Genomic DNA, 20,823 nt, shown 5'->3' with positions numbered 1-20,823 from the left:
TCGCGGTGACGTGCCACAGACGTCAACGCCCGAGGTCCCATCGTGATCCGTCCTCCCAAGGTTGCCCGGCGCAGCCGGCTGCTCATCACCCTGCCGCTCCTTGTCTCCGCCGGCTCCCTCCCCGCCAGAGAGGCCTCGGCCCAGTCAGCCACCGGCTCGATTGCCCTCGACGAAATCGTCGTCAGCGCGACGACGCGACCCACGCCAGCGCGCGAGATCGCCAATTCCGTGACCGTCATCACTGCCGGTGACATCGAGCGCGAGCAGCGCCGGACCCTGCCGCAGGCGCTCGCCGCCGTTCCCGGCCTCAATATCGTGCAGACCGGCGGGCCGGGCGGGCTGACCTCGGTCTTCATCCGCGGCACTAACTCCAACCACGTCAAGGTATTAATCGACGGCATCGAGGCCAACGACCCGTCGACCCCGAACCGCTCCTTCGATTTCGGCTCGCTGCTGACCGACGACATCGAGCGCATCGAAGTGCTGCGCGGACCGCAAAGCGGCCTCTACGGCGCCAACGCGCTGGGCGGCGTCATCTCGATCACCACCAAGCGTGGCGAGGGTCCGCCGAAGCTGACAGCCCGCGCCGAGGCCGGCTCATACGGCACCTTCAACCAGTCGGTCGGCCTCAGCGGCGGCGATGACCGCTTCAACTACGCCCTCAGCATCGCCCATTTCAAATCGGATTCGACCCCGGTGACGCCTCCCGGGCTCGTGCCGCCGGGGCGCCGCATCAACCCGAATTCCTACGACAATTGGACCTATTCGGCCCGGTTCGGCGTCGCGCTGTCCGATACGCTGTCTCTGAACTGGGTCGGCCGCTACACTGACGGCTACCTGCTCTTCACCGGCGATTCCGGCTTTCCGAGCACGCCCAGCAGCTTCCGCAGCAGCCAGGACTACAAGCAGGCCTTCACCCGCGGAGAGGTCGTCTGGGATCCGCTTGGTGGGCGCTTCGTCAATCGCTTCGGCCTGTCCTACAGCAATCAGGACCGCACCGGCCGCACGCCGAATGCGATTGGTATCCTCGGCCTGCCGACGGAGAATCTCGGCGAACGCACCAAGGTCGACTGGCGCGGCGACCTGGAGCTGATGAAGGGCCAGACCCTCGTGATGGGCCTGCAATACGAGCGCGAGCGGCTGGAAACCCGCGCGCTCACGGCATCCAACGGCAATACGGGCGCCTTTGCCGAACTGCAGTCGAATTTCGGCGACCGGCTCTTCATGGTCTCGAACATCCGCTACGACGATGACGAGACCTTTGGCGGCCACACGACCTATCGCTTCGCGCCAGCCTATATCGTGCCGGGGACCGAAACCAAGCTGAAGGCGAGCTACGGCACGGGGTTCAAGGCCCCGACCCTGAGCGAGCGCTTCAGCGATTCTCGACCGGCCTTCAACTTCTTCGGCAATCCCAACCTGAAGCCGGAGGAAAGCCGCGGCTGGGATCTCGGCTTCGAGCAGCCCTTGCTCGCTGACAAGGTCCGGTTCGGCGCCACCTATTTCCACAACGACATCGAGAACCTGATCGTCACCAACGTGGCGCGGAACTCCTATGCCAATATCGGCAAGGCCACGACCAAGGGCGTCGAGGCCTTTGCCGCGCTCGAAATCTCGCCGCAGTTCAAGGTGCGGGCCGACTACACCTTCACCATCGCCAAGGACGACATCGCCCGACAGGAACTGCTGCGCCGTCCCCGTCACAAGGCCAGCGTGACAGCGAGCTGGATCCCGGTTGACAAGCTCACCCTTTCGGCGACGCTGATCTATGTGGGTGAGCGCGTCGACGGAAACCGTGACTTCTCGATCTCGCGCATGCGGGCGCCGGGCGCGGCCATCGTCAACCTCGCCGCCGAGTACAAGGCGACGGACAGGCTCAGTGTATTCGGCCGCATCGATAACCTGCTGGACAGGCGCTACGAGAACCCGGTCGGCTTCCTGGTACCGGGTCTGGGCGCCTATGGCGGCCTGAAGGTAACGCTGTGAAGGGCTGGGCCGCCCGCGCGATGGCCGGCGGCGCCCTCGCGCTCGGCCTCTTGCTCGGTTTTGGCGGCCTGCCGGCCGCTGAAACCCCGGCAAAGCCATCCCGTATCGTCTCGCTCAACATGTGCACGGACGAATTGGTGCTGCGGCTCGCCGAGCGCGAGCGCATCGCTTCAGTCACCTGGCTCTCCCAGGACCCGCGCAACGCCAACATGGCCGAGATGGCCCAGACCATCCCGGCCAATCACGGCCTGGTGGAGGAGGTGCTGAGCTACAAGCCCGACCTGATCATCGCCGGCGCCTACACGACGCGCAGCACGGTCGCGCTGCTGAAGAAGGCCGGCGTGCCCGTCCGTGAATTCGGGGTGCCGCGCAATCTCGCTGAAATGCGTGCCCAGATCACCGAGATGGCGGTCTTGCTCGGCGAGGCCGAACGCGGCGCGGCCCTGATCGCGGCGATCGACCGGCGCCTCGAAGCGCTCGCCGCCAACCCAATCGCGGGCCATACCAGGGCGCTGGTCCTGAGGCCGAACGGTTTCACCGTCGGGCGCGGCTCCCTGGTGGACGAGATCCTGACCCGCGCGGGCCTGACCAATCTCGCTGCCGAGCTCGGCATCGACAATTACGGCCAGATCGCGCTGGAGACGGTCGCTCTCGGACGGGCCGACATGCTGATCCTGAACACCACGCCGGGCGGGCCACCCTCGCTCGCCCATGAGATCCTTCATCATCCGCTCCTGACGAAGCTCGGCGAGCGGGTCAGGCTCGTCGCCCTCCCCTCGAAACTCTGGACCTGCGCCGGACCGGCCGTGCTCGATGCGATCGAGCTGCTTGCCGCCTCCCGCAAGCAAGGATCGCGCTCATGACACTGGCGGTTCAGGACAGGGCAGGAGCGACGACGCCGAAGCTGGCGCGCCTCGTTGTCATCCTGGCCGTGTTGATGCTGACCATGATGCTCGTTTCCATGGCGGTGGGCTATGCACCACTCGACATCGAGGCGGCCCTCTCCGACGCCCTCGCCGGGCGGAAGACCCTGCCGGCCCTTGTCCTTGTCGAACTCCGCCTGCCGCGCGCGCTGCTCGGCGCCCTTGTCGGCTTCAGCCTCGGGCTTGCGGGCGCCGCGATGCAGGGCCTGCTGCGCAATCCCCTCGCCGAACCCGGAATCCTCGGAATTTCGAGCGCCGCCGCCTTCGGCGCGGTCGTGGTCTTCTATAGCGGCTTGTCGGCGACGATGGCGCTCGCCCTCCCCTTGGGCGGCATGGCTGGCGCGGCACTGGCAACGCTTCTGCTCTATGCCTTCCTGGGGCGCGGCGCCGGAACGATGACGTTGATCCTCGCCGGCGTTGCGATCAACAGCTTCGCCGGCGCGATGACCGCGCTTGCGCTCAACCTCGCGCCAAATCCCTATGCCGCACTGGAAATCGTCTTCTGGCTGATGGGCTCCCTTGCTGACCGCAGCCTGCTCCATGTCTGGCTCGTGCTGCCGCCGATGCTCCTGGGCTGGCTGCTGCTGCTTTTGACGGCGCCTGCGCTCGACGCCCTCACCTTGGGTGAGGACACCGCCAAGAGTCTCGGCTTCGATCTGACCTGGCTGCGCGCCCGACTGACCGGCGGAGCTGCACTCGCCGTCGGTAGCGCGGTCGCGGTCACCGGTGCGATCGGCTTCGTCGGTCTCGTCGTGCCGCATCTGCTGCGTCCGCTGGTCGGCAACCGACCGGGTCGGCTGCTGCTCGTCAGCGGTTTTGGCGGAGCGATCCTGACGCTCGCCGCCGATACCGCTCTGCGCCTCGCCCCGATCCGGCCCGAGCTGAAGCTCGGTGTGGTGACGGCGCTGATCGGAGCGCCATTCCTGTTCCACCTGATCCATCGCCTGCGACGGGAGGTCTGATGAAGATCGAAGCCTCAGGAATTTCGCTCACGCTCGGGGCAAAACCGATCCTGCGCGACATCGATATCGCGCTCTCGGCGGGCGAAATGGTCGGGCTGATCGGCCCCAACGGTGCCGGCAAGACGACCTTGCTACGCGTGCTCACCGACCTCGTCACCCCCGATTTCGGCGAGGTGCGCTATGACGGGCTGACCGCCAAGACGCTCGGGCGCAAGGAACTGGCACGGCGCATCGCCTTCCTTGCGCAGGGCGGCGCGGTACACTGGTCGATGCGCGCGGAGGCCCTCGTCGGACTTGGGCGCCTGCCGCATCGCCAGCCCTTTGCCGGCGAGAACGAGGCCGATCGCGCCGCAATCACGCGCGCCATGGCAGCGGCCGACGCCACGGCGTTCGCCGACAGGACAGTAGAGACGCTCTCCGGCGGAGAGCGCATGCGCGTGCTGCTGGCGCGTGCGCTCGCCGTCGAAGCACCGATCCTGCTCGCCGACGAACCTCTGGCGGCGCTCGACCCGCTGCACCAACTCGAGGTCATGGAGCTTCTGCACCGGACCGCTGCCGGCGGCACCGGCGTGGCGGTCATTCTGCATGACCTGACGCTGGCCGCGCGTTTCTGCGATCGCCTCATCCTGCTCGATCGCGGCAAGCTCATTGCCGATGGTTCACCCGGAACCGTCCTCAGCGACGCCAATCTTGCTGCCGTATTCGGCATTACCGCCGCCCGCGGTTCGGAAGCCGGCGCACCCTACCTGCTGCCCTGGCGGCGCCTCACATCGGAACAGTCGCGACATGACAGCCCCTGACGACATCCGCGCTCTCCTGCGTGCCCATCTCCCCAATCCAGCCTCGCAATGGAATCTCGGTACCTTTGGCGCCATTGCCGAGTTCATGCGCGATTTGAACGAACCCGTTGAGCTCACTGATAAGACTCATCTCCTTGCGGCGACGACTGCGCGCGGCGGCATTGGCTTTCGCAATCTGACCGGCGTGACGCCCTTCGCATCGGAATCCGCGACCGGCCTGAGCTGGAACCACCGCATCGCGCTCTGCCTGCCTGAGAAAGCCTGTGCGATGAACCGGCGTATCGTCCTGACCGAGCTCGGCCCCGACGGCGACGCGCTGCGCGAGCAGGATCGCGAGGGCATCCTCTTCGACATGGGTCTCGATACCTTGCAGGTCGATATCTGCATCCGAACCTGCGCCCCGGGGCTGATCGCAGCCTTGCGCGCCGCATGCGGCCGCCCCCTCTTCGAGGCCGGCAACACCGCAATGGCCGCCATCGTCGCAGCCGGGCCGCATCGCGTCTTCATCACCCGTTTCGGCCGTTGTGAAGTCTACCAGCCAATCCCCCCGGCAGACGGCAAGAGCCCCGAGGGGCCGCATACCCATGTCCTGCCCAAGCTGATGCGGTCCGGCCGAACGCATGCCGCTACGGAGCCCGTCCCGGCGGGACTCGTGCCCTGCGCTCATCTCGTGCCGGCACATCCGGTCAAGGATGCGATGGGCCGGCCGACGCCGTTCGATGCGACCGCCCAGAAGCAATTCCAGGACCTGCTGATGCGTTATGGCGATGCCGAGCTGGTCCGGTTGAAGCAGAGCGTGCTCGCGGCCGTGGCCGCAGGAGCCACTCCGTCAGCCGTTGGCGCGCCGCAGGATCGCTTTGCCCGCCACGCCCTGCGGGCGACATTGCGCCAACTCGCGGCGTCCGGCGGAGCTATGCCTGGACTTCCCGCCTGGATCGCCGCTCATGATGAACGGTGGGCAGATGGTGCCGGGGCGGAGGACGCTGGCGCGGATGACGCGGCCGATGCCTATGGCCATGCGAGCTGAGGTGGCAAAACATCCCTGAGCTTGGCGCCCTCGGCTTCAATCTCGTGGTCGCCCCGATGCTGAAGGAAGGCGAGACGGAGCGCTAACTCTGCCTGCCCACGCATCCCGGTGGCTGGTACGACTGGCACGACGGCAAGCATTTCGAAGGGGCGGGACGTTTCGCGTCGATGCCCTTCGTGCAGGAGCGGAAAGCGCTCCCACCCCAAGGTCAGCCTCGCGCGCCGGAGAGGATGATGCGCGATCCCTTGCGGTCAGCGCGTTCGAGGCGCTGACGGAACCCGCCGGCGCCGGTCTCGAACGAACGGGTCCGCTGCTCCGTCGCCGGCAGCGCCAGATTCCGGCCCAGCATCGTCCGTGCCGGTGAAAGGCCGAGCAGGCCGAGCACGGTCGGGCCGATATCGATGATGCCGCAAGCGCAGACATCCTTCGCGCCGGGCTCGAAGCCGCCCCCGCGGACGGCCAGAACGGTGTTGAGTTCGTGCCGGTTGAGTCCGCCATGCATGCCGCCGCCGACCGGCACATCGAACTTGGTCAGGAGCCCGAGCCCGGGATTGCCATAGCTGTCCGGCTCGTCGCCGGAGCGCAGGACGTAGACGAGATCGGGCTGGCGAGCATGGTCGAGATCGACCAGCGAGAGCGCAAAACTTCCCTCGACCTCGCCCTCGACCTCGTTGCGGGCCTTCGAGAAGAGCATGCCCAGGAAGTCCTGCTCCCGGAGCCAGGCGGCAATCGCGTCGCGCCGGGACGCTCCTCCCTCGAGGATGCGGATTTCCCCCATATTTCCGCCCGTCATCGAGAAGCTGGCGCCGGCCAGCGTGCGCTCGGCGGCACGGCGACCGGCATGGCCTTGCCCACGCAGCAACTCGGAGAGAGCGAGCTCGCCCTTGGTCGAAATCTGGCCGTGATCCGAGGCCGCGACGACGGCGTAGCGCTCGGCATCGGGCTGCCCCTCGATCCATTCAAGCAGCCTGCCGAAGGCGGCATCGACATGTCTGAGCACCGCAAGCGTCTCGGGCGAGCCGAGAAAGCGGTAATGGAAGGACGTGTCGGGCTCATTGAACCAGATCAGCGCGACGTCGGGCTTCATCTCGGCCAGCACATGCTCGCGCAGCACCCGCTCAGCGTAATCGATTTCCTCGAAGCGCGGCAGGCTGCGCGGCGGCAGCGCCCCGAAGCGCGCGACGATCTCGTCCACCGCGTCCGGCGTCTGGCTGTGCTCGCGCCCGAGGATCGAGAAGGTCCAGTGGCCGTTGGCCCTGGCACGCGGATTGATCAGGTAGGCAGAGCCGGCCGAACCGGTATGGACCACGGCGAGCCGCTTGCCGGCCTTCGCCAGCACATCGCCGAAGCTCTCGGCCTCGACAAGGCCTCCTCCGGTCGCAACCTCCGCCAGCGCGATATCGTCGGCACGGCTCATGTCGAGCGCATGCTCGCGCGTCACCTCGGGAAACAGGAAGGCGTTGCCGACGACGCCGTGCACCTTTGGCGGCGCACCGGTCGCGATCGACGTGGTGGCCACGCGCGTCATCGACGGAAACACGCTGCGCGCCTCGCGAAACCACGTGCCCTGCCCTGTGAAACGCGCCAGGTTCGGCATCAGCTCCGGCCGGATGAAGTCGGGACGCAGGCCGTCGAAGACGCAGATGACGACGCGGGCGGCTGCGGCCTTGGCGGGATCCCTCATGCGCTCTTCCTCAAGCCGCTGGTCAGCGCCTGCATCGCAAGCGCCCGGGTCGCGGTCACGCACTCCTCGGCCGCGTACCAGAAACGCGGATTGAGCTCGATGTTGAAGAGGACGCCGTCCGGGAAGACGCAGGCCTCCATCAGCTCCTCCCAGGGAATATCGCCCCAGCCGACCGGCAGGTGCAGGTCGCCGTGTCCGAAGGCGAGCTTCTCGCTCAGGCTGTAGGTCTCGATCGCATCAGCCCGGCCGAAGGAATCGTGGACATGCAGATGCTTGGCGAGAGGGGCAAGCGCCTTGATCTCGCAGAGATAGTCGCCTCCGAAATAGCCCGTGCGTAAATAGGAATGGCTGAAATCGAGCGTCGCCCAGACATGGGAGTGGCCGATCTCGACGAGCTCCTCGGCGAGCCGCGACGGCATCGAGGCGTGCATCCTGCCGTGGTGGCCACCGAACATGGTCTCGACGCAAAGCAGGAGCTCGAGCTCGCGCGCCACATCTCCGGCCCTCGACAGCCACTCACGCTGGCGATCATAGGCAGCCTCGACCACCTCGCCGGGCTGGGCCGGCATGACGCCGGAATGCATGACGTAATGGACCGCGCCGACCTCGGCCGCGATCTCGAGCGAGGCTTTCAGCACCTCGAAATGGCGCGGCAGGCGGGCGGGATCATCGAAGAAATTGATCGCCAGCGGACCATGCGCGGAATAGGCGAGCTTGCGCCCGGCACAAGCTCGCTTGAGCAGATCGAGATGCGGACGGCGGATGCGCCCCCCGATGATCAGGTCCATGTCGAAGATCGGCAATTCCGTCGACTCGACGCCAAGCGTCTCGACCTTGTCGAGGATCGCCGCAAAATCGGAGAGATCGCTCTTCGGGCGCGGAGCCGTGATGCCGAAACCGCGGACGCCATTGGGATGCATGTTGTCTCTCCAAGGATCAGCGCAGGGTCGGATCGAGCCGATCGCGCAGCCAGTCGCCGACGAGACTCACCGCCAGCGTCGTCAGCACGATGGTGCAGGCTGGCGCGAGCATGATCCAGGGGGCACGGGTCAGATATTCGCGGCCATAGCCGACCATGTTTCCGAGGCTCGTCATCGGAGGCTGAACGCCGAGCCCCAGGAAGGAGAGCCCGCTCTCGAGCAGGATGACCTCGGGAAAGGTCAGCGTCATCGAGACGATCAGCGTCGAGGCGATATTCGGCAGGATATGGCGCAGGTAGACGCGCGCCGGGCTTGCCCCGATCTGGCGCACCGCGCCAGCATAGCCCTGCGCCCCTGCCGAGATCGCCAGGCCGCGCGAGATCCGGGCATAGCGCTCCCAGCCATAGAGCCCCATCAACCCGATGAAGAGCGGCAGCGCATTGCCGAAGAAGGCAAGCACCGAGAGCGCCAGGATCAGGAAAGGCATGGCTGCCTGGAAATCGGCCAGCATCAACACGAACTGCTCGACCCAGCCGCGGAAATGCGCGGCGAGAAAGCCCATCACCGTGCCGAACACCGCCGAGATCACGGTCGCACCGAAGGCGACCAGCAGCGAGATGCGGATCGAAACGATCAGGCGCGAGAGCACATCGCGGCCGAGTTCGTCGGTACCGAGCCAGTGCAGCACATGGCCGGGCGGCGAAAGCCGATTGCGCAGGTCGTAGGCCGTGAAGCGATAGGGCGTGATCCAGTCCGCCGTCAGCGCCACGATCAGGATGAAGCCGATCCAGATCAGCCCGAACCAGACCAGCAGCGGGATGCGGTTCTTCGGCTGCGGCGCAGCCTTGTCGACGGAGGCAGGGGTGGCGCCGGCAGCTGTGATATCGGCCATCTCAATGCGCTCCCGCCTTGGCGCCGCTGCGCAGGCGTGGATCGAGCACGCCGTAAAGCAGATCGACGATCAGATTTGCGCTGACCATGGTGATTGCGACCAGGAGGAGGATGCACTGCACGATGGCAAGATCGCGATTGGCGACCGACACCACCAACAGCCGCCCGACGCCCGGCCAGGAGAACACGCTCTCGACCACCACCGCGCCGGCGATCAGGCTGCCGACCATGAAGCCGACGATCGTAACGGTCGGGACTGCCGCGTTGGGCAGCGCGTGGCCGCGCACCACGGCAGGCCACGGAACACCCTTGGCGCTGGCCGTTCGGATATAGGATTGGCCGAGCACCTCGAGCATGGCGCTGCGGGTAAAGCGGGCAAGCACCGCCGCGCCGCCAATGCCAAGCGTCAGCACCGGCAGGATGGCGTGGCGCCAGCTCTCCTGGCCGCCGGAGGGCAGCCAGCCGAGCTGGACCGAGAAGATCAGCACAAGCACCAGGCCGAGGACGAAGCTCGGCACTGTGAAGCCGGCGACTGCCGTGACCATAACGATGCGGTCGATCAGGCTGTCGCGATGCAGGGAGGCATAGATGCCGGCGGGGATGCCGATGCCGAGCTTGAGCGCAAGCGCCGGCAGGGTCAGCGCCAGAGTGGCGGGGATGCGCTCGGCGACGAGCTCGAGAGCCGGCCGGCCATCGCGCATCGACTGGCCAAGCTCACCCTGCCCGATCGCCGAGAAATAGCGCAGATATTGCAGCCAGATCGGATCATCGAGGCCCCAGGCCTTGCGGAAGGCGGCGATGGCCTCAGGCGGAGCATCCACGCTCATGATGATCAGCGCCGGATCGCCGGAAAGCCTCAGCACCACGAAGGCGAAGGTCACGACGAGGGCAACGGTCAGTGCCGCGCGACCGAGACGCAGAAAGAAGAAACGCAGCATCAGCTCGCAGCCTTCAGGAAATTGGCCTGGTCATGCGCAACATGGCAAGCAGCAAGCCGGCCATCCGGCATCGGCTTCAGCAACGGGCTCTCGACCTTGCAGCGCTCGCGTGCCGCATGACAGCGGGGGTGGAAGGCACATCCCGAGGGGCGCGCCGCGGGGTTCGGCGGGTCGCCCTGCAGCACGATCCGGGGGCGCGTGCGGCGGCCGGGCACCGGCGCGGCCGAGACCAGCGCCTCGGTATAGGGATGTGCCGGGTTGGAAAGCAGCAGGTCGGCCTCGCCCTCTTCGACGATCCGGCCGAGATACATCACCGCGACGCGATGGCTGACCTGCCTGATCACCTTGAGATCGTGGCTGATGAACAGCAGACCGAGGCCGAGTTCCTGCTGGATATCGACCAGGAGATTGATCACCTGGGCCTGGATCGAGACGTCGAGCGCCGAGACCGGCTCGTCGCAGACCAGGAGGTCCGGCTTGGTGGCCAGCGCGCGGGCGATGACCGCGCGCTGGCGCTGTCCCCCGGAGAGTTCATGCGGGTAGCGCCGGCCCTGGTCGGCGCGCAGGCCGACCGATTGCAGCAACGCGAAGGCCAGCGCCTCGCGCTCCTTCGGCTGGCCAAGCCCATGCACGTCGAAGGGCTCTCGCACCTGTTCGACGATCTGGAGGCGCCGGTCGAGCGCGCCGAGCGGGTCCTGGTAGATCATCTGCATGCGCGCGCGCATCTGGCGCCAGGCCAAGCTGTCCGTGCCGGGCATGGCGGCGCCCTTGAACAGAACATCCCCCGCATCGGGCTTCTCGAGCCCGAGCGCGAGCCGGCCCGTGGTTGATTTTCCGGAGCCGGATTCGCCGACAAGGCCAAGTGTCCGGCCGCGTTCGACCGTCAGCGAGACGCCATCGACGGCGCGCACCTCGACGGAGCGGCCAAGCAGGCCTTTGCGCATGCCGTAGCAGCGCGCGACATTTCGCGTCTGAAGCAAGGGAGACGTCATGCGTAGACCGGCTCCCGCGGACGGACAGGTTCCGCTTGAAGCGCCTTGATGCAGGCCGCAAAGCGCCCCGGCGCCTTCCAGGCCAGGGGCGGTACGCCAGCATCGCAGGCCTCTCCCCGTCGCGGGCAGCGTGGTGCGAAGGCGCAGCCGGGCGGCAGATTCCAGGGCTCGGGCACATTGCCCTCGATCGGGTCGAGCCTGCGACGCACGCCTTCCAGCGGCGGCAGCGCGGCGATCAAGCCCTGCGTATAGGGATGCAGCGGCTCGTCGAACAGCGACTGAGCCTCGGCGGTCTCGATGATCCGCCCGGCATACATCACGCAGACCCGGTCGCAGGTCTGCGATATCACGCCGAGATCATGGCTGATCAGCACCAGTGCCATGTCAGTCTCGCGCCGGATCTTGGTCAACAGCTCGAGGATCTGCGCCTGGATAGTGGCATCGAGCGCCGTGGTCGGCTCGTCGGCTACGAGCAGGTCGGGCTTGCCGGCGAGCGCCATGGCGATCATCACGCGCTGATTCTGGCCACCCGAGAGCTCATGCGGGAAGGCGTCGAGGCGGCGCGCCGCGTCTGGAATCCCGACGAGATCGAACAGGCGTCTTGCTTCTGCCTTGATCGCCGCCCCGGAGAGGCCGCCATGCAGCGCCAGAGCCTCGCCCACCTGCTTGCCAAGGCGAAGGACGGGGTTGAGCGCACTCGCCGGATCCTGAAAGATCATGGCAATGCGCCCGCCGCGCACCGTGTCCAGCACGTCCGGTTCGGCGTCGATCAGTTCCGTGCTGCCCAGCCTGACATTGCCGGAGACGCTCGCCTTCTTCGGCAGGAGGCCGAGGGCAGCCAGCCAGGTCACCGATTTGCCGCAGCCGGACTCGCCGACCAGGCCGACCGCCTCGCCGCGTGCGACCGAGAGATCGATGCCGTGCAGCACCTTCACGCCGTCGAAGGCGACCGTCAGCCCGTTGATCTCGACCAGCGGGTCAGCAACGGTGCCGAACCTGTCCAACATTACGCTCACGAGCGGATCCCGCCCCAGTTGCGCGCCCTGAAATCCATGACGAAGGCCTGTGCCGCCTTCCACTGGATATCCCGGCGCTTGGCCGTGAAATTCGCTGTCTGGTGCAGCACGGTGTAGGCGGGGTCCTCACGCTCGCAGATTTCCAGGATGCGGCGGAACATCGCCTTGCGCCTGGCGCGGTCGGTGGAGGTCTCAAGCTCGTCCGAAAGCTTGCCCATCTCGTCGTTGCGCCACTCGCCGATCTGCCATTGTTGGCCGGTCGGGCCGTGCTGAGCGGTGATCGAGGCGACAGGATCGTTGAAGGCGGCGCTGTTCGACCAGTCGCGCACGGCCCGCGTCGGCCCCTTTGCCAGAACCTGCGGGAAGTTCTCCTTGCTTTCAATCTCGACGTTCAGGCCGATCTCGCGCCAGCTCTCGATCAGCACCTGCGCCGTCGAAACTTGGCCGGTATAGTAATTGTTGAGAAGTCGGTAAGGAATCGTGTCGCCCTTGTAGCCCGACTGCTTCACCAGTTCGCGGGCGAGCTTGGTATCGAAGGCTGGCACCGCCCAATCGGCGATGAACATGTCGCCGTAGAACTCCCATTGCAGCCCCTTGGGCACGCGGGTGCGCCCGCCCCAGAGCGCATCGACGATGGTCTGGCGGTCGATGGCATGGGTCATGGCCCGGCGCACCAGCGGGTTTTCGAGTTGGGGATGGGTCTTGTCGAAGGTCGTCAGGCGGTGATTGGTGATCAGGCCGCCGAGCACCTCATGACGCGGGTTCTTCTCGATCTCGCTGATCTGGTCAGGCGGGATATCGCAGGCAAAGTCGTACTCGCCCGAACGCAGACCGTTGATGCGGGACGCCGTCTCCGGCACCTCGACGAACCGGATCTGCTTGAGGGGCGGCCGGCCGCCCCAGTAGGCGTCATGCGCGACGAGCGTCAGCGACTGATCGGGTTTGAACTCGGCGATCCCATAGGGCCCTGTCCCGACGGGCTTGCGCGCCCAGTCGAGCCAGCTCCCGGCCTCGGCAAAAGCCTTGCGCGAGACGATGATGCCGACATTGCGCGAGATACGGCCTTCGAGCGTCACGTCGGGTGTCTTGTTGACGAAGCGAACGGTCTGCGGATCGACGATCTCGATTTTCTCGAAGCCCGGGAAGGCTCGCCTCGCCACCGCCACCACCTCGGCGGGCGGCTGCTTGCCGGCGGCGCCGGCCGTCACCGAACCGAATAGCCCGGCCGAGCTCGCCTGCCCCGCTCCGCCCCACATCCGTTCGGAGCCGAAGGAGAAGGCGACGTCCTCGGCAGTCATGGTCTCGCCATTATGAAACGTGACGCCCTGGCGTAGCGTCAGCTCGACCGTGCGATCGTCGATGCGGCGCCAGGCTGTGGCGAGGCCCGGCCGGAGCGACAGGTCGCCGGCCCAGTCGGTATCGATCAGGCTCTCGGCATAGCTGTAGAAGGTGCGAGTGCCGACATTGGACTGCTCGCGCAGCGTTTCCAACGTGTTGGAATTGGCGATCTTCTGGACCGCGATGGTGATCGAGGGCCGGTTATCGGCCTGCGCGATCGCGAAGCGCGGCAGGATCAGGGCACCGGTCGAGGCCGCGCCGAGGCCAAGCGCATGGCGGCGTGTCAGATGGGTCAAGGAACCCTCCAGAAGTCATCGGAAACAGAAAACGGCGCGCCCTTTCGGGGCGCGCCGCGATAGGACTGCGATCAGCTCCGGCCGCCCCAGTTCTCGGCACGGAAATCCATCGCGAAGGCCGGCGAGGCCTTCCAGGCAAGCGCCTTGGGCTTGGCCGTGAAGGTCGCGTTCTGGTGCAGCACCGTATAGGCCGGGTCCTCGCGCTCGGCGATTTCCAGCATGCGGCGGAACGCGGCCTTGCGGCGGGCCCGGTCGGTCGAGGTTTCGAGTTCGACCGAGAGCGTGTTCATCTCGTCATTGCGCCATTCGCCGGCCTGCTGCTGCTGGCCGTTGGGGCCGTGCTGGGCAACGATCGAGGAGACGGGATCGTTGAAGGGCGCCGAATTCGACCAGTCGCGCACCGCACGGGTCGGCGTGCGCTCGAGAATCTGCTGCCAGTTCTCCTTGACCTGGATTTCGACGTTGAGCCCCGCCTCCTTCCACATCTCGACCAGGACCTGCGCCGTGGCAGTCTGGTTGGTGTAGTAGTTGTTGAGCAGGCGATACGGGATCGGATCGCCCTTGTAGCCGGACTGCTTGACCAGCTCGCGCGCCAGCTTCAGATCGAAGGCCGGCACCGCCCAATCGGCGTGGAACATCTCGCCGTAATAGGGCCATTGCAGCCCCTTCGGCACCACCGTACGGCCGGCCCAGAGCGAGTCGACGATCGCCTGCCGGTCGATCGAGTGCGTCATGGCGCGGCGAACCAGCGGATTCTGCAGCTGGGCATGGTTCTTGTCGAACACCGTCAGGCGGTGATTGAGAATGGTCCCACCCTGCACCTCGAAGGCGGGATTCTTCTCGATCTGCGAGATCTGGTCCGGCGGGATATCGCAGGCAAACTGGTACTGGCCGGAGAGCAGACCGTTGATGCGGGACGCCGTCTCCGGCACCTCGACAAAACGGATCGACTTCAGCGGCGGGCGGCCGCCCCAGTACTCGTCATGGGCTTCGAGCAGCAGCGAGACGTCCGGGCGATACTCGGCGATCCGGTAGGGGCCGGTCGTGACCGGCCTGGTCGCCCAGTCGCTATAGGTCTTCGCCTCTTCGAAGGCGCGACGATTCATGATCTCGCTGCCATAGCGCGAGATGCGACCCTCCATCGTCACGTCGGGCGTGCCGTTGACGAAGCGCACCGTGTATTTGTCGACGATCTCGATGCCGAGCAGAGCCGGCCAGGAGCGGCGCGCCACCGCCGGCACTTCGGCCGGCAGTTCCTTGTTGGCGCGGCCGCCCCCGACGACGAAGTCGACGGAGATCGTCTTGCCTTGCGACGGCTGCGTGTCGCCGAACATGCGCTGCCTGCTGAAGGAGAACGCGACATCCTCCGCCGTCAGCTCATCGCCGTTGTGGAACTTCACGCCGCGGCGCAGCTTGAGCTCGACAGTCTTGTCGTCGATGCGCTTCCACTCGGTGGCGAGACCCGGAACCGTCTCGAGATTGCCGAGCCAGTTGCGGCCGATCAGCCCCTCCCAGATCGACGAGAAGAAGACGCGTTCGCCGACATTGGACTGCTCGCGCAGCACGTCGAGCGTGTTGGAATTGGCGATCTTCTGCACCGCGATGGTGATCGAGGGCCGGTTGTCGGCCTGGGCGATCGCAAAGCGCGGCAGAATGAGGGCCGAGCCGCCGAGCGCTATTGCGCTGCGACGCGTGAAGGAACCGACCATTGTTCATCTCCTGAAGGGGTGGCGTTGGGATCGCGCTCCTCGAGCCCGCGCGGGCCGGAGCGGAAATGGGTCAGGGTCCGGTCGGCATGGATCAGCCGCCAGGACAGCGCCTTCTGGGCATAGTCACGCACCAGGGCGGCATAGGCCGGGTCCTCGGCCAGATTGACGAACTGGTGCGGATCCTTGCCGAGGTCGAAGAAGAGCGGCGGCAGCGCGGCGAAATGGACGTATTTATAGTGCTCGTCCTGGATCACGCAGAGGCTGGACTGATCCATGTGGAGGCCCAGAACCTGCTCCGGCTGGGAGTAGTGCACGTCGCGGAAATCGTATTCGTAGTGCAGTTCGCTGCGCCAATCCGCCGGCCTGCCCTCGCTGAGGAACGGCATGACCGAGCGCCCGTCGCAGGCGCGCGGCGCCTCGCCCCCGAGCCAGTCGAGAATGGTCGGCATCACGTCGACGCTCTCGGTGAAGGAGGTCTCGATTGCACCGCGACGCTCGTCCGCTCCGCGCGGGTCCTTCACCACCAGCGGAATGCGGAAGCTCTCGTCGTTGAAGCCGATCTTGCCGAGCAGGTGGTGGTCGCCGAGCTGCTCGCCATGATCGCTGGTGAAGACTATCAGAGTGTCGTCCCACTGCCCGGTCTCGTCGAGATAGGCGAAGACCCTGCCGAGGCAGTCGTCGATCTCGGTGATCAGGCCGCAATAGGTCGCCCGCATCTGGCGGATTTCGGCCTCGTCCAAGGTCGCGCCCGAGCCTTCCGCCCCGTGGAAGAAGGAGCCGCGCTTGATCGAGTCGATGTAGAACTTGGTCAGCGGATGCTGAGCCGCCTCGGCTTCCGGCGATTCCGCCCGCACCAGTCCGGGCATATCCTCCGGACGGTACATCGCGTGATAGGGCGCCGGCGCAACGAAGGGCGGATGCGGGCGATAATAGCCGAGATGCAGGAAGAACGGCCTGCCGGCGCGCCCCTTGAGATAGGTCAGCGCACGCTCGGTGAAGAAGGTCGAGTCGGAGAACTCCTTGGGGATTCGCGATGGCTTGTCGGTTGCGCCCGGCACCGAGTCCTCGCCCTCCGGCAGCCAGATATCCTCGCGCTTTTCCGGCAGCTCGAAGCCGTTCTGCGCCACCCAGCCGAAATAGCCATCCATATTGGGCTCGAAGGCGCCGACCGAACGGAAACCGTCCATCAGGTCGCCGAGCACCAGGAAGCGCGGGTCGCTCTTCGAGGTCGCGCGCGGATCGGGCGTCGTCGTGGTGTAGCCGACCAACGCGGGATCATAACCGATGGCGCGCAGCGCCTTGCCGAGATTGAAATGGCGCTGGTCGAGCGGCACCGTGTTTTGCACGGCGCGGTGGTTCATCAGGTAAAGGCCGGTGAGCAGGCTGGCCCGGGCCGGACCGCAAGGCACGCAGGCCGTGACATGGTTGCGGAAGGTCACGCCCTCCGCGCAAAGGCGATCGAGATTCGGCGTCTTCAGGAAGGGATCGCGCCCCTCGGCCCGCATCAGATGCGGTATGAAATCGGCGCGCCATTGGTCGACGACGATCAGGAGAACATTCTGGCGTTTCATTCTCGGCAATCCAGCTGTGAGGCCGCCTGCCTAGGTCGCCTGGATGACGCCGGGATGACTGTTGGATGAAAGCCAGGGCAGCCATCTCGCGAGTGTTCGCCAAGCTGGAATGGTGACCTTGCGTCTCTTCCCAGCGCGCTGACCAAGGCGGGATGCCCCGCAGGTCACGTACGTCCAGCGCATGAGGCAAAGCCTTTCGAGCACCTCGCCGTCCAGAGGCGTTTATCCCGGTTCGAGAGCGATCTTTGAAAAGACGTTTCATTGACCGAAGCGGCATGATGCAGAATGATCATAGTATCGACAGTGTCGATCGCGGGATTTTCTGGAGCAGCTTGCACCGCGTCACCAAAGCTAAAAGCACCACGAATGCATTCGTGGGCTCCCGATTGCTGGAGACACGTTCATGACTGAATCAACATCGAAGAAAATTCCACTTTATCTTCATGAAACTGCACCTGATCGGGCGCATCGATGTTGAACACTCCTGCGTGCCGGGCCTGAACGGCACCGCGCCCCGCTCCTCCTGATCCCGCGTGGGTAACGCCGCTCAGCTCGGCCGCGGCGGAGCCATGCCGAACACCGTCGACCCCCGGATTGGGGTCAGACAGCGTTCTGGCCCGCTCGGAACGTCCCACCACCCCTCTTTTCGGCTCGGCCGCTGGCCGGCTCGATCGGCGAACGCACGGCTTGATCAACAGCCGTCGCGAGATCGCTGCGTCCAAACCCGCCCGCATGGCTTGAAGGATTCCCCATGAGCATCGTCACGCGCTTGCCGACAGCTTCGCCCCCGGTTCGCGACGAAGCAGCCGCATTCCGTGCCGCTTTCCGCCACCTCGCTGGCGGGGTCAGTGTCATCACGACCGGCGCAGGCGAGGATCGGACCGGCCTTACGGCGACCTCGGTCGCCTCGCTCTCGGCCGAGCCTCCGACCGTCATGTTCGGACTCAACCGCACATCGTCGAGCTATCCGACCCTGCAGCGGTACCGCACCTTCGGCATCAACTTCCTGAATGCGGCGCAGAAGCAGATCGCGGATCGCTTCGCCGGACGGAACGGCGAGAAGGGCGCCGAGCGCTTCCGGCACGCCGAATGGACCACCGCCGTAACCGGCGCCCCGCTCCTGGTCGGCGCGCTCGCCTCCCTCGATTGCGAAGTCGAGGAACTGATCGAGCGCCATTCCCACAGCATCATCATCGGCCGCGTGCGGGCCGTCAGATTCGGCGCCGACGAAGCGGCCCTCGTCTACTGGCGCGGCGACTACGAGCGCCTCGGCTGGATGGCGGACGAGGCCGCGGCGGCGCTCGGCCTGCGGGCGCTCTGATTCCACCCGCCCCAAACCCGCACGCAGACCTGCATTCACGAAGGCCGCTCCAATGACCTATCGCCTCAGCCTGCTCGAAAAGAGCCCCGTCTTCGACGGCGAGACCGGCAGCATCGCGCTGGCCCGCTCGGTCGCACTCGCTCAGAATGCGGAGCGCTGGGGCTATCACCGCTTCTGGGTCGCCGAGCATCATGGCATGGCGGGCGTCGCCAGTTCCTCTCCGGAAGTGCTGGCGGCCTATATCCTGGCCAGCACCTCGCGCATTCGGGTCGGGTCGGGCGGCGTCCTTCTGCAGCATTACAGCCCCTACAAGGTGGCGGAGAACTTCCACGTCCTCGCCTCACTCGCACCGGGCCGGGTCGATCTCGGCATCGGCAAGGCGCCGGGCGGACTGCCACTGGCGACGCGCGCGCTGCAATGGGGACATGATCCCGCCGTCCGGCGCGAGTTCGGCACGCAGTTGCGCCAACTCGGCGCTTATCTCGATCACGGAACGGACGCTGGGCAGGCCCTCGACCGGCCCCTTGTAGCGCCAATCCCGCCCGAGGTGCCGCAGCGCTTCCTGCTCGGCGGCAGCCCGGAGAGCGCGCGACTTGCCGCCGAACAGGGCTGGCAGTTCGTCTTTGCCGGTCAGCTCAATGGCGATCACGCAGCGATCGAGGCAAGCATCGAGGCCTTCGCCAATGCAGGAGGCCCTGGCACGCCGCTCCTCGCGGTGACCGCGCTGGCCGCCGAGAGCAACGAGGAAGCCGAACGGATCGCGGACGGGCTGCAGATCGTGCGTCTCTACCTCGACGATGGTCAGGCTCTCAATGTCGGCAGCGAAGCGCAGGCCGCGGAATACGCCCGGCAAGCGGGGGTCACCTCCTACCGCACCGAGTTGCGCCGGCCGAGCATCGTCGCCGGCACGCCGGCTCGGGTCCGGCGCGAGCTCGATGCGCTGCACCGGCGCTTCGGCATCGCTGAATTCATCCTCGATACGCCGGCGGCCGCCCGGCAGCAGCGGCTCACGTCGATCGCGCTGCTCGCCGACGAAGTCCTGGCGGCCGCGGCCTGACCACTTTCTCCACCGGAGCACGTTCCATGAGCAAGAATCCCATCACGTTCGGCATCATGCTGCAGGGCCCGGGCAGCCATATGAACTCCTGGCGCCATCCCAGCAGCCCTGCCGATGCCAGCGTCAATTTCGACTTCTTCGTCCGCACCGCGCGCAAGGCGGAGGCTGCCGGCATCGCCTTCGCCTTCGTCGCCGACGGGCTCTACATCAACGACAAGTCGATCCCGCATTTCCTGAACCGCTTCGAGCCGCTGACGATCCTGTCGGCGTTGGCTGCTTCGACCAGCAAGCTCGGCCTCGTCGGCACCGTCTCGACCTCCTACAGCGATCCCTTCACCATCGCGCGCCAGTTCGGCTCGCTTGATCTGATCTCGGGCGGGCGCGCCGGCTGGAATGCGGTGACCTCGCCGCTCGAAGGCTCGGGCCGCAACTATAGTCGGCCGCATCCGGAGCATGCCCTCCGCTATGAGATCGCCACCGAATATCTCGATGTCATCAAGGGCCTTTGGGATTCCTGGGACGACGATGCCTTCCCGCGGGACCGCGAAAACGGCGTCTTCTTCGACAAGGCCAAGCTCCACACGCTGGGGCACAGGGGCCGCTTCTTCCAGGTCGAGGGGCCGCTGAACATTTCCCGCTCCGCGCAAGGGCAGCCGGTCGTCTTCCAGGCAGGCGCCTCTGACGCCGGGATCGGGCTTGCCGGCAAGCACGCCGATGCCGTCTTCAGCAACAATGTCGCGCTCGAGGAGGCGCAGGGCTTCTATCGCAGCATCAAGAACAGCGCCATCGCCCATGGCCGCAGCGCGAGCGACATCAAGGTCTTCCCGGGCATCGGCCCGATCGTGGGGGCGACCGAGCAGGAAGCCGAGGAGAAGTACCGCGCCATCCGCGATCTCGTCTCGATCGACGAGGCCCTGCTCTATCTCGGCCGCTTCTTCGACCATCACGATTTCAGCGCCTACCCGCTCGATCAGCCGTTCCCCGAACTGGGAGAGATCGGCAAAAACAGCTTCCGGTCGACCACCGACCGCATCAAGCGCAATGCGGCTTTGAAGGGCTTGAGCCTGCGCGAGGTCGCGCTCGAAGCCACCACACCGCGAACCGATTTCATCGGCACGGCCGAGACCGTCGCCGAGCGGATCATTCACCGTGTCGCGCAACAGGCGGCGGATGGCTTCATCCTGGGCTTCCCGGTGATCGCCGAAGGCTTCGACGATTTCGCCCGGCTCGTCATCCCGGTGCTCGAAGAGCGTGGCGTCTATGACCGAAGCTTGCCCGGCGCGACGCTGCGCGACCATCTCGGTTTGCCGCGCCGGGAAAGCCGCCATGCCGGCGCCCGCGAAGGCACGACGCGGCAGGCCGCGTTGACGCGGTCGGCCAGCTGAGGCGGCT

18 protein-coding genes are annotated in these 20,823 nt (G+C 66.3%); 8 read left to right on the top strand and 10 right to left on the bottom strand.

Annotation, left to right across the window (positions count from 1 at the left end; translation table 11 throughout):
* Positions 1–42: 42 nt before the first annotated feature.
* Genes AB4099_RS20080 through AB4099_RS20060 form a run of 5 tightly spaced genes read left to right on the top strand, consistent with a single transcriptional unit; the run spans position 43 to position 5,698 of the window.
* A complete protein-coding gene (locus AB4099_RS20080; protein ID WP_441479356.1) occupies positions 43–1,986 on the top strand; it encodes a TonB-dependent receptor plug domain-containing protein in 1,944 nt (647 codons plus the stop codon).
* Positions 1,983–2,849 (top strand): ABC transporter substrate-binding protein, encoded by an 867-nt coding sequence (locus AB4099_RS20075; protein WP_113515884.1) that lies wholly within the window; start codon positions 1,983–1,985, stop codon positions 2,847–2,849. Before AB4099_RS20080 ends, AB4099_RS20075 begins: the two co-directional genes overlap by 4 nt.
* The gene (locus AB4099_RS20070) at positions 2,846–3,871 is read left to right on the top strand and encodes a FecCD family ABC transporter permease (protein ID WP_441479355.1); all 1,026 of its coding nucleotides are present in this window, start codon (positions 2,846–2,848) and stop codon (positions 3,869–3,871) included. The genes AB4099_RS20075 and AB4099_RS20070 overlap by 4 nt, the downstream gene beginning before the upstream one ends.
* A complete protein-coding gene (locus AB4099_RS20065) occupies positions 3,871–4,671 on the top strand; it encodes an ABC transporter ATP-binding protein (RefSeq protein WP_441479354.1) in 801 nt (266 codons plus the stop codon). Before AB4099_RS20070 ends, AB4099_RS20065 begins: the two co-directional genes overlap by 1 nt.
* Positions 4,658–5,698 carry a DUF6925 family protein gene (locus AB4099_RS20060; protein ID WP_441479353.1) on the top strand — a complete coding sequence of 347 codons (1,041 nt, stop codon included), beginning with the start codon at positions 4,658–4,660 and terminating at the stop codon, positions 5,696–5,698. The genes AB4099_RS20065 and AB4099_RS20060 overlap by 14 nt, the downstream gene beginning before the upstream one ends.
* Before the next feature lie 208 nt (positions 5,699–5,906).
* Here AB4099_RS20060 and AB4099_RS20055 read toward each other — a convergent pair whose 3' ends face one another.
* From AB4099_RS20055 to AB4099_RS20010, 10 genes are all read right to left on the bottom strand, one after another.
* Positions 5,907–7,382: an alkaline phosphatase family protein gene (locus AB4099_RS20055; protein WP_441479352.1), complete on the bottom strand. Its 1,476-nt coding sequence runs from the start codon at positions 7,380–7,382 to the stop codon at positions 5,907–5,909.
* Positions 7,379–8,302 carry a sugar phosphate isomerase/epimerase family protein gene (locus AB4099_RS20050; RefSeq protein ID WP_441479351.1) on the bottom strand — a complete coding sequence of 308 codons (924 nt, stop codon included), beginning with the start codon at positions 8,300–8,302 and terminating at the stop codon, positions 7,379–7,381. Before AB4099_RS20050 ends, AB4099_RS20055 begins: the two co-directional genes overlap by 4 nt.
* 16 nt (positions 8,303–8,318) lie before the next feature.
* Positions 8,319–9,194: an ABC transporter permease gene (locus tag AB4099_RS20045; protein ID WP_441479350.1), complete on the bottom strand. Its 876-nt coding sequence runs from the start codon at positions 9,192–9,194 to the stop codon at positions 8,319–8,321.
* A 1-nt stretch (position 9,195) separates the two neighbouring features.
* Positions 9,196–10,131 carry an ABC transporter permease gene (locus AB4099_RS20040; protein WP_069880364.1) on the bottom strand — a complete coding sequence of 312 codons (936 nt, stop codon included), beginning with the start codon at positions 10,129–10,131 and terminating at the stop codon, positions 9,196–9,198.
* Positions 10,131–11,123, bottom strand: coding sequence for an ABC transporter ATP-binding protein (locus AB4099_RS20035; RefSeq protein WP_441479349.1), 993 nt, complete (start codon positions 11,121–11,123; stop codon positions 10,131–10,133). The genes AB4099_RS20040 and AB4099_RS20035 overlap by 1 nt, the downstream gene beginning before the upstream one ends.
* The gene (locus tag AB4099_RS20030) at positions 11,120–12,130 is read right to left on the bottom strand and encodes an ABC transporter ATP-binding protein (RefSeq protein WP_441479439.1); all 1,011 of its coding nucleotides are present in this window, start codon (positions 12,128–12,130) and stop codon (positions 11,120–11,122) included. Before AB4099_RS20030 ends, AB4099_RS20035 begins: the two co-directional genes overlap by 4 nt.
* Positions 12,131–12,135: 5 nt before the next feature.
* Entirely contained in the window at positions 12,136–13,773 is a 1,638-nt protein-coding gene (locus AB4099_RS20025) for an ABC transporter substrate-binding protein (RefSeq protein ID WP_441479348.1), read from the bottom strand.
* A gap of 71 nt (positions 13,774–13,844) precedes the next feature.
* A complete protein-coding gene (locus AB4099_RS20020) occupies positions 13,845–15,482 on the bottom strand; it encodes an ABC transporter substrate-binding protein (protein WP_441479347.1) in 1,638 nt (545 codons plus the stop codon).
* Positions 15,449–17,053 carry a phosphoric/sulfuric ester hydrolase PehA gene (pehA, locus tag AB4099_RS20015; RefSeq protein WP_441479346.1) on the bottom strand — a complete coding sequence of 535 codons (1,605 nt, stop codon included), beginning with the start codon at positions 17,051–17,053 and terminating at the stop codon, positions 15,449–15,451. The genes AB4099_RS20020 and pehA overlap by 34 nt, the downstream gene beginning before the upstream one ends.
* Positions 17,054–17,454: 401 nt before the next feature.
* On the bottom strand, positions 17,455–17,688 hold the full coding sequence (locus AB4099_RS20010; protein WP_441479345.1) for a hypothetical protein: 234 nt from the start codon (positions 17,686–17,688) through the stop codon (positions 17,455–17,457).
* A gap of 116 nt (positions 17,689–17,804) precedes the next feature.
* On the opposite strand from AB4099_RS20010, the gene AB4099_RS20005 reads away from it, so the two are divergent.
* The 3 genes from AB4099_RS20005 to AB4099_RS19995 are packed head-to-tail and all read left to right on the top strand — an operon-like array spanning position 17,805 to position 20,816.
* Entirely contained in the window at positions 17,805–18,374 is a 570-nt protein-coding gene (locus AB4099_RS20005) for a flavin reductase family protein (RefSeq protein WP_441479344.1), read from the top strand.
* Between the two features lie 52 nt (positions 18,375–18,426).
* Positions 18,427–19,431 carry an LLM class flavin-dependent oxidoreductase gene (locus tag AB4099_RS20000; protein WP_441479343.1) on the top strand — a complete coding sequence of 335 codons (1,005 nt, stop codon included), beginning with the start codon at positions 18,427–18,429 and terminating at the stop codon, positions 19,429–19,431.
* Positions 19,432–19,457: 26 nt separating this feature from the next.
* Complete coding sequence (locus tag AB4099_RS19995; RefSeq protein WP_441479342.1) at positions 19,458–20,816, top strand: LLM class flavin-dependent oxidoreductase; 1,359 nt, start codon at positions 19,458–19,460, stop codon at positions 20,814–20,816.
* Positions 20,817–20,823: the final 7 nt, after the last annotated feature.

This window comes from Allobosea sp. 2KB_26 (genome assembly GCF_052115715.1).
GTDB lineage: Bacteria > Pseudomonadota > Alphaproteobacteria > Rhizobiales > Beijerinckiaceae > Allobosea.
This window is presented reverse-complemented; position numbering and strand designations above follow the sequence as displayed.

Bases quoted from the DNA above. Each gene is read 5' to 3' on its own strand.
- AB4099_RS20065 (WP_441479354.1), top strand. From the start codon at position 3,871: ATGAAGATCGAAGCCTCAGGAATTTCGCTCACGCTCGGGGCAAAACCG.
- AB4099_RS20000 (WP_441479343.1), top strand. From the start codon at position 18,427: ATGACCTATCGCCTCAGCCTGCTCGAAAAGAGCCCCGTCTTCGACGGC.
- AB4099_RS19995 (WP_441479342.1), top strand. From the start codon at position 19,458: ATGAGCAAGAATCCCATCACGTTCGGCATCATGCTGCAGGGCCCGGGC.
- AB4099_RS20035 (WP_441479349.1), bottom strand. From the start codon at position 11,123: ATGACGTCTCCCTTGCTTCAGACGCGAAATGTCGCGCGCTGCTACGGC.
- AB4099_RS20030 (WP_441479439.1), bottom strand. From the start codon at position 12,130: ATGTTGGACAGGTTCGGCACCGTTGCTGACCCGCTGGTCGAGATCAAC.
- AB4099_RS20040 (WP_069880364.1), bottom strand. From the start codon at position 10,131: ATGCTGCGTTTCTTCTTTCTGCGTCTCGGTCGCGCGGCACTGACCGTT.
- AB4099_RS20055 (WP_441479352.1), bottom strand. From the start codon at position 7,382: ATGAGGGATCCCGCCAAGGCCGCAGCCGCCCGCGTCGTCATCTGCGTC.
- AB4099_RS20070 (WP_441479355.1), top strand. From the start codon at position 2,846: ATGACACTGGCGGTTCAGGACAGGGCAGGAGCGACGACGCCGAAGCTG.
- pehA (WP_441479346.1), bottom strand. From the start codon at position 17,053: ATGAAACGCCAGAATGTTCTCCTGATCGTCGTCGACCAATGGCGCGCC.
- AB4099_RS20020 (WP_441479347.1), bottom strand. From the start codon at position 15,482: ATGGTCGGTTCCTTCACGCGTCGCAGCGCAATAGCGCTCGGCGGCTCG.
- AB4099_RS20050 (WP_441479351.1), bottom strand. From the start codon at position 8,302: ATGCATCCCAATGGCGTCCGCGGTTTCGGCATCACGGCTCCGCGCCCG.
- AB4099_RS20045 (WP_441479350.1), bottom strand. From the start codon at position 9,194: ATGGCCGATATCACAGCTGCCGGCGCCACCCCTGCCTCCGTCGACAAG.
- AB4099_RS20060 (WP_441479353.1), top strand. From the start codon at position 4,658: ATGACAGCCCCTGACGACATCCGCGCTCTCCTGCGTGCCCATCTCCCC.
- AB4099_RS20005 (WP_441479344.1), top strand. From the start codon at position 17,805: ATGAGCATCGTCACGCGCTTGCCGACAGCTTCGCCCCCGGTTCGCGAC.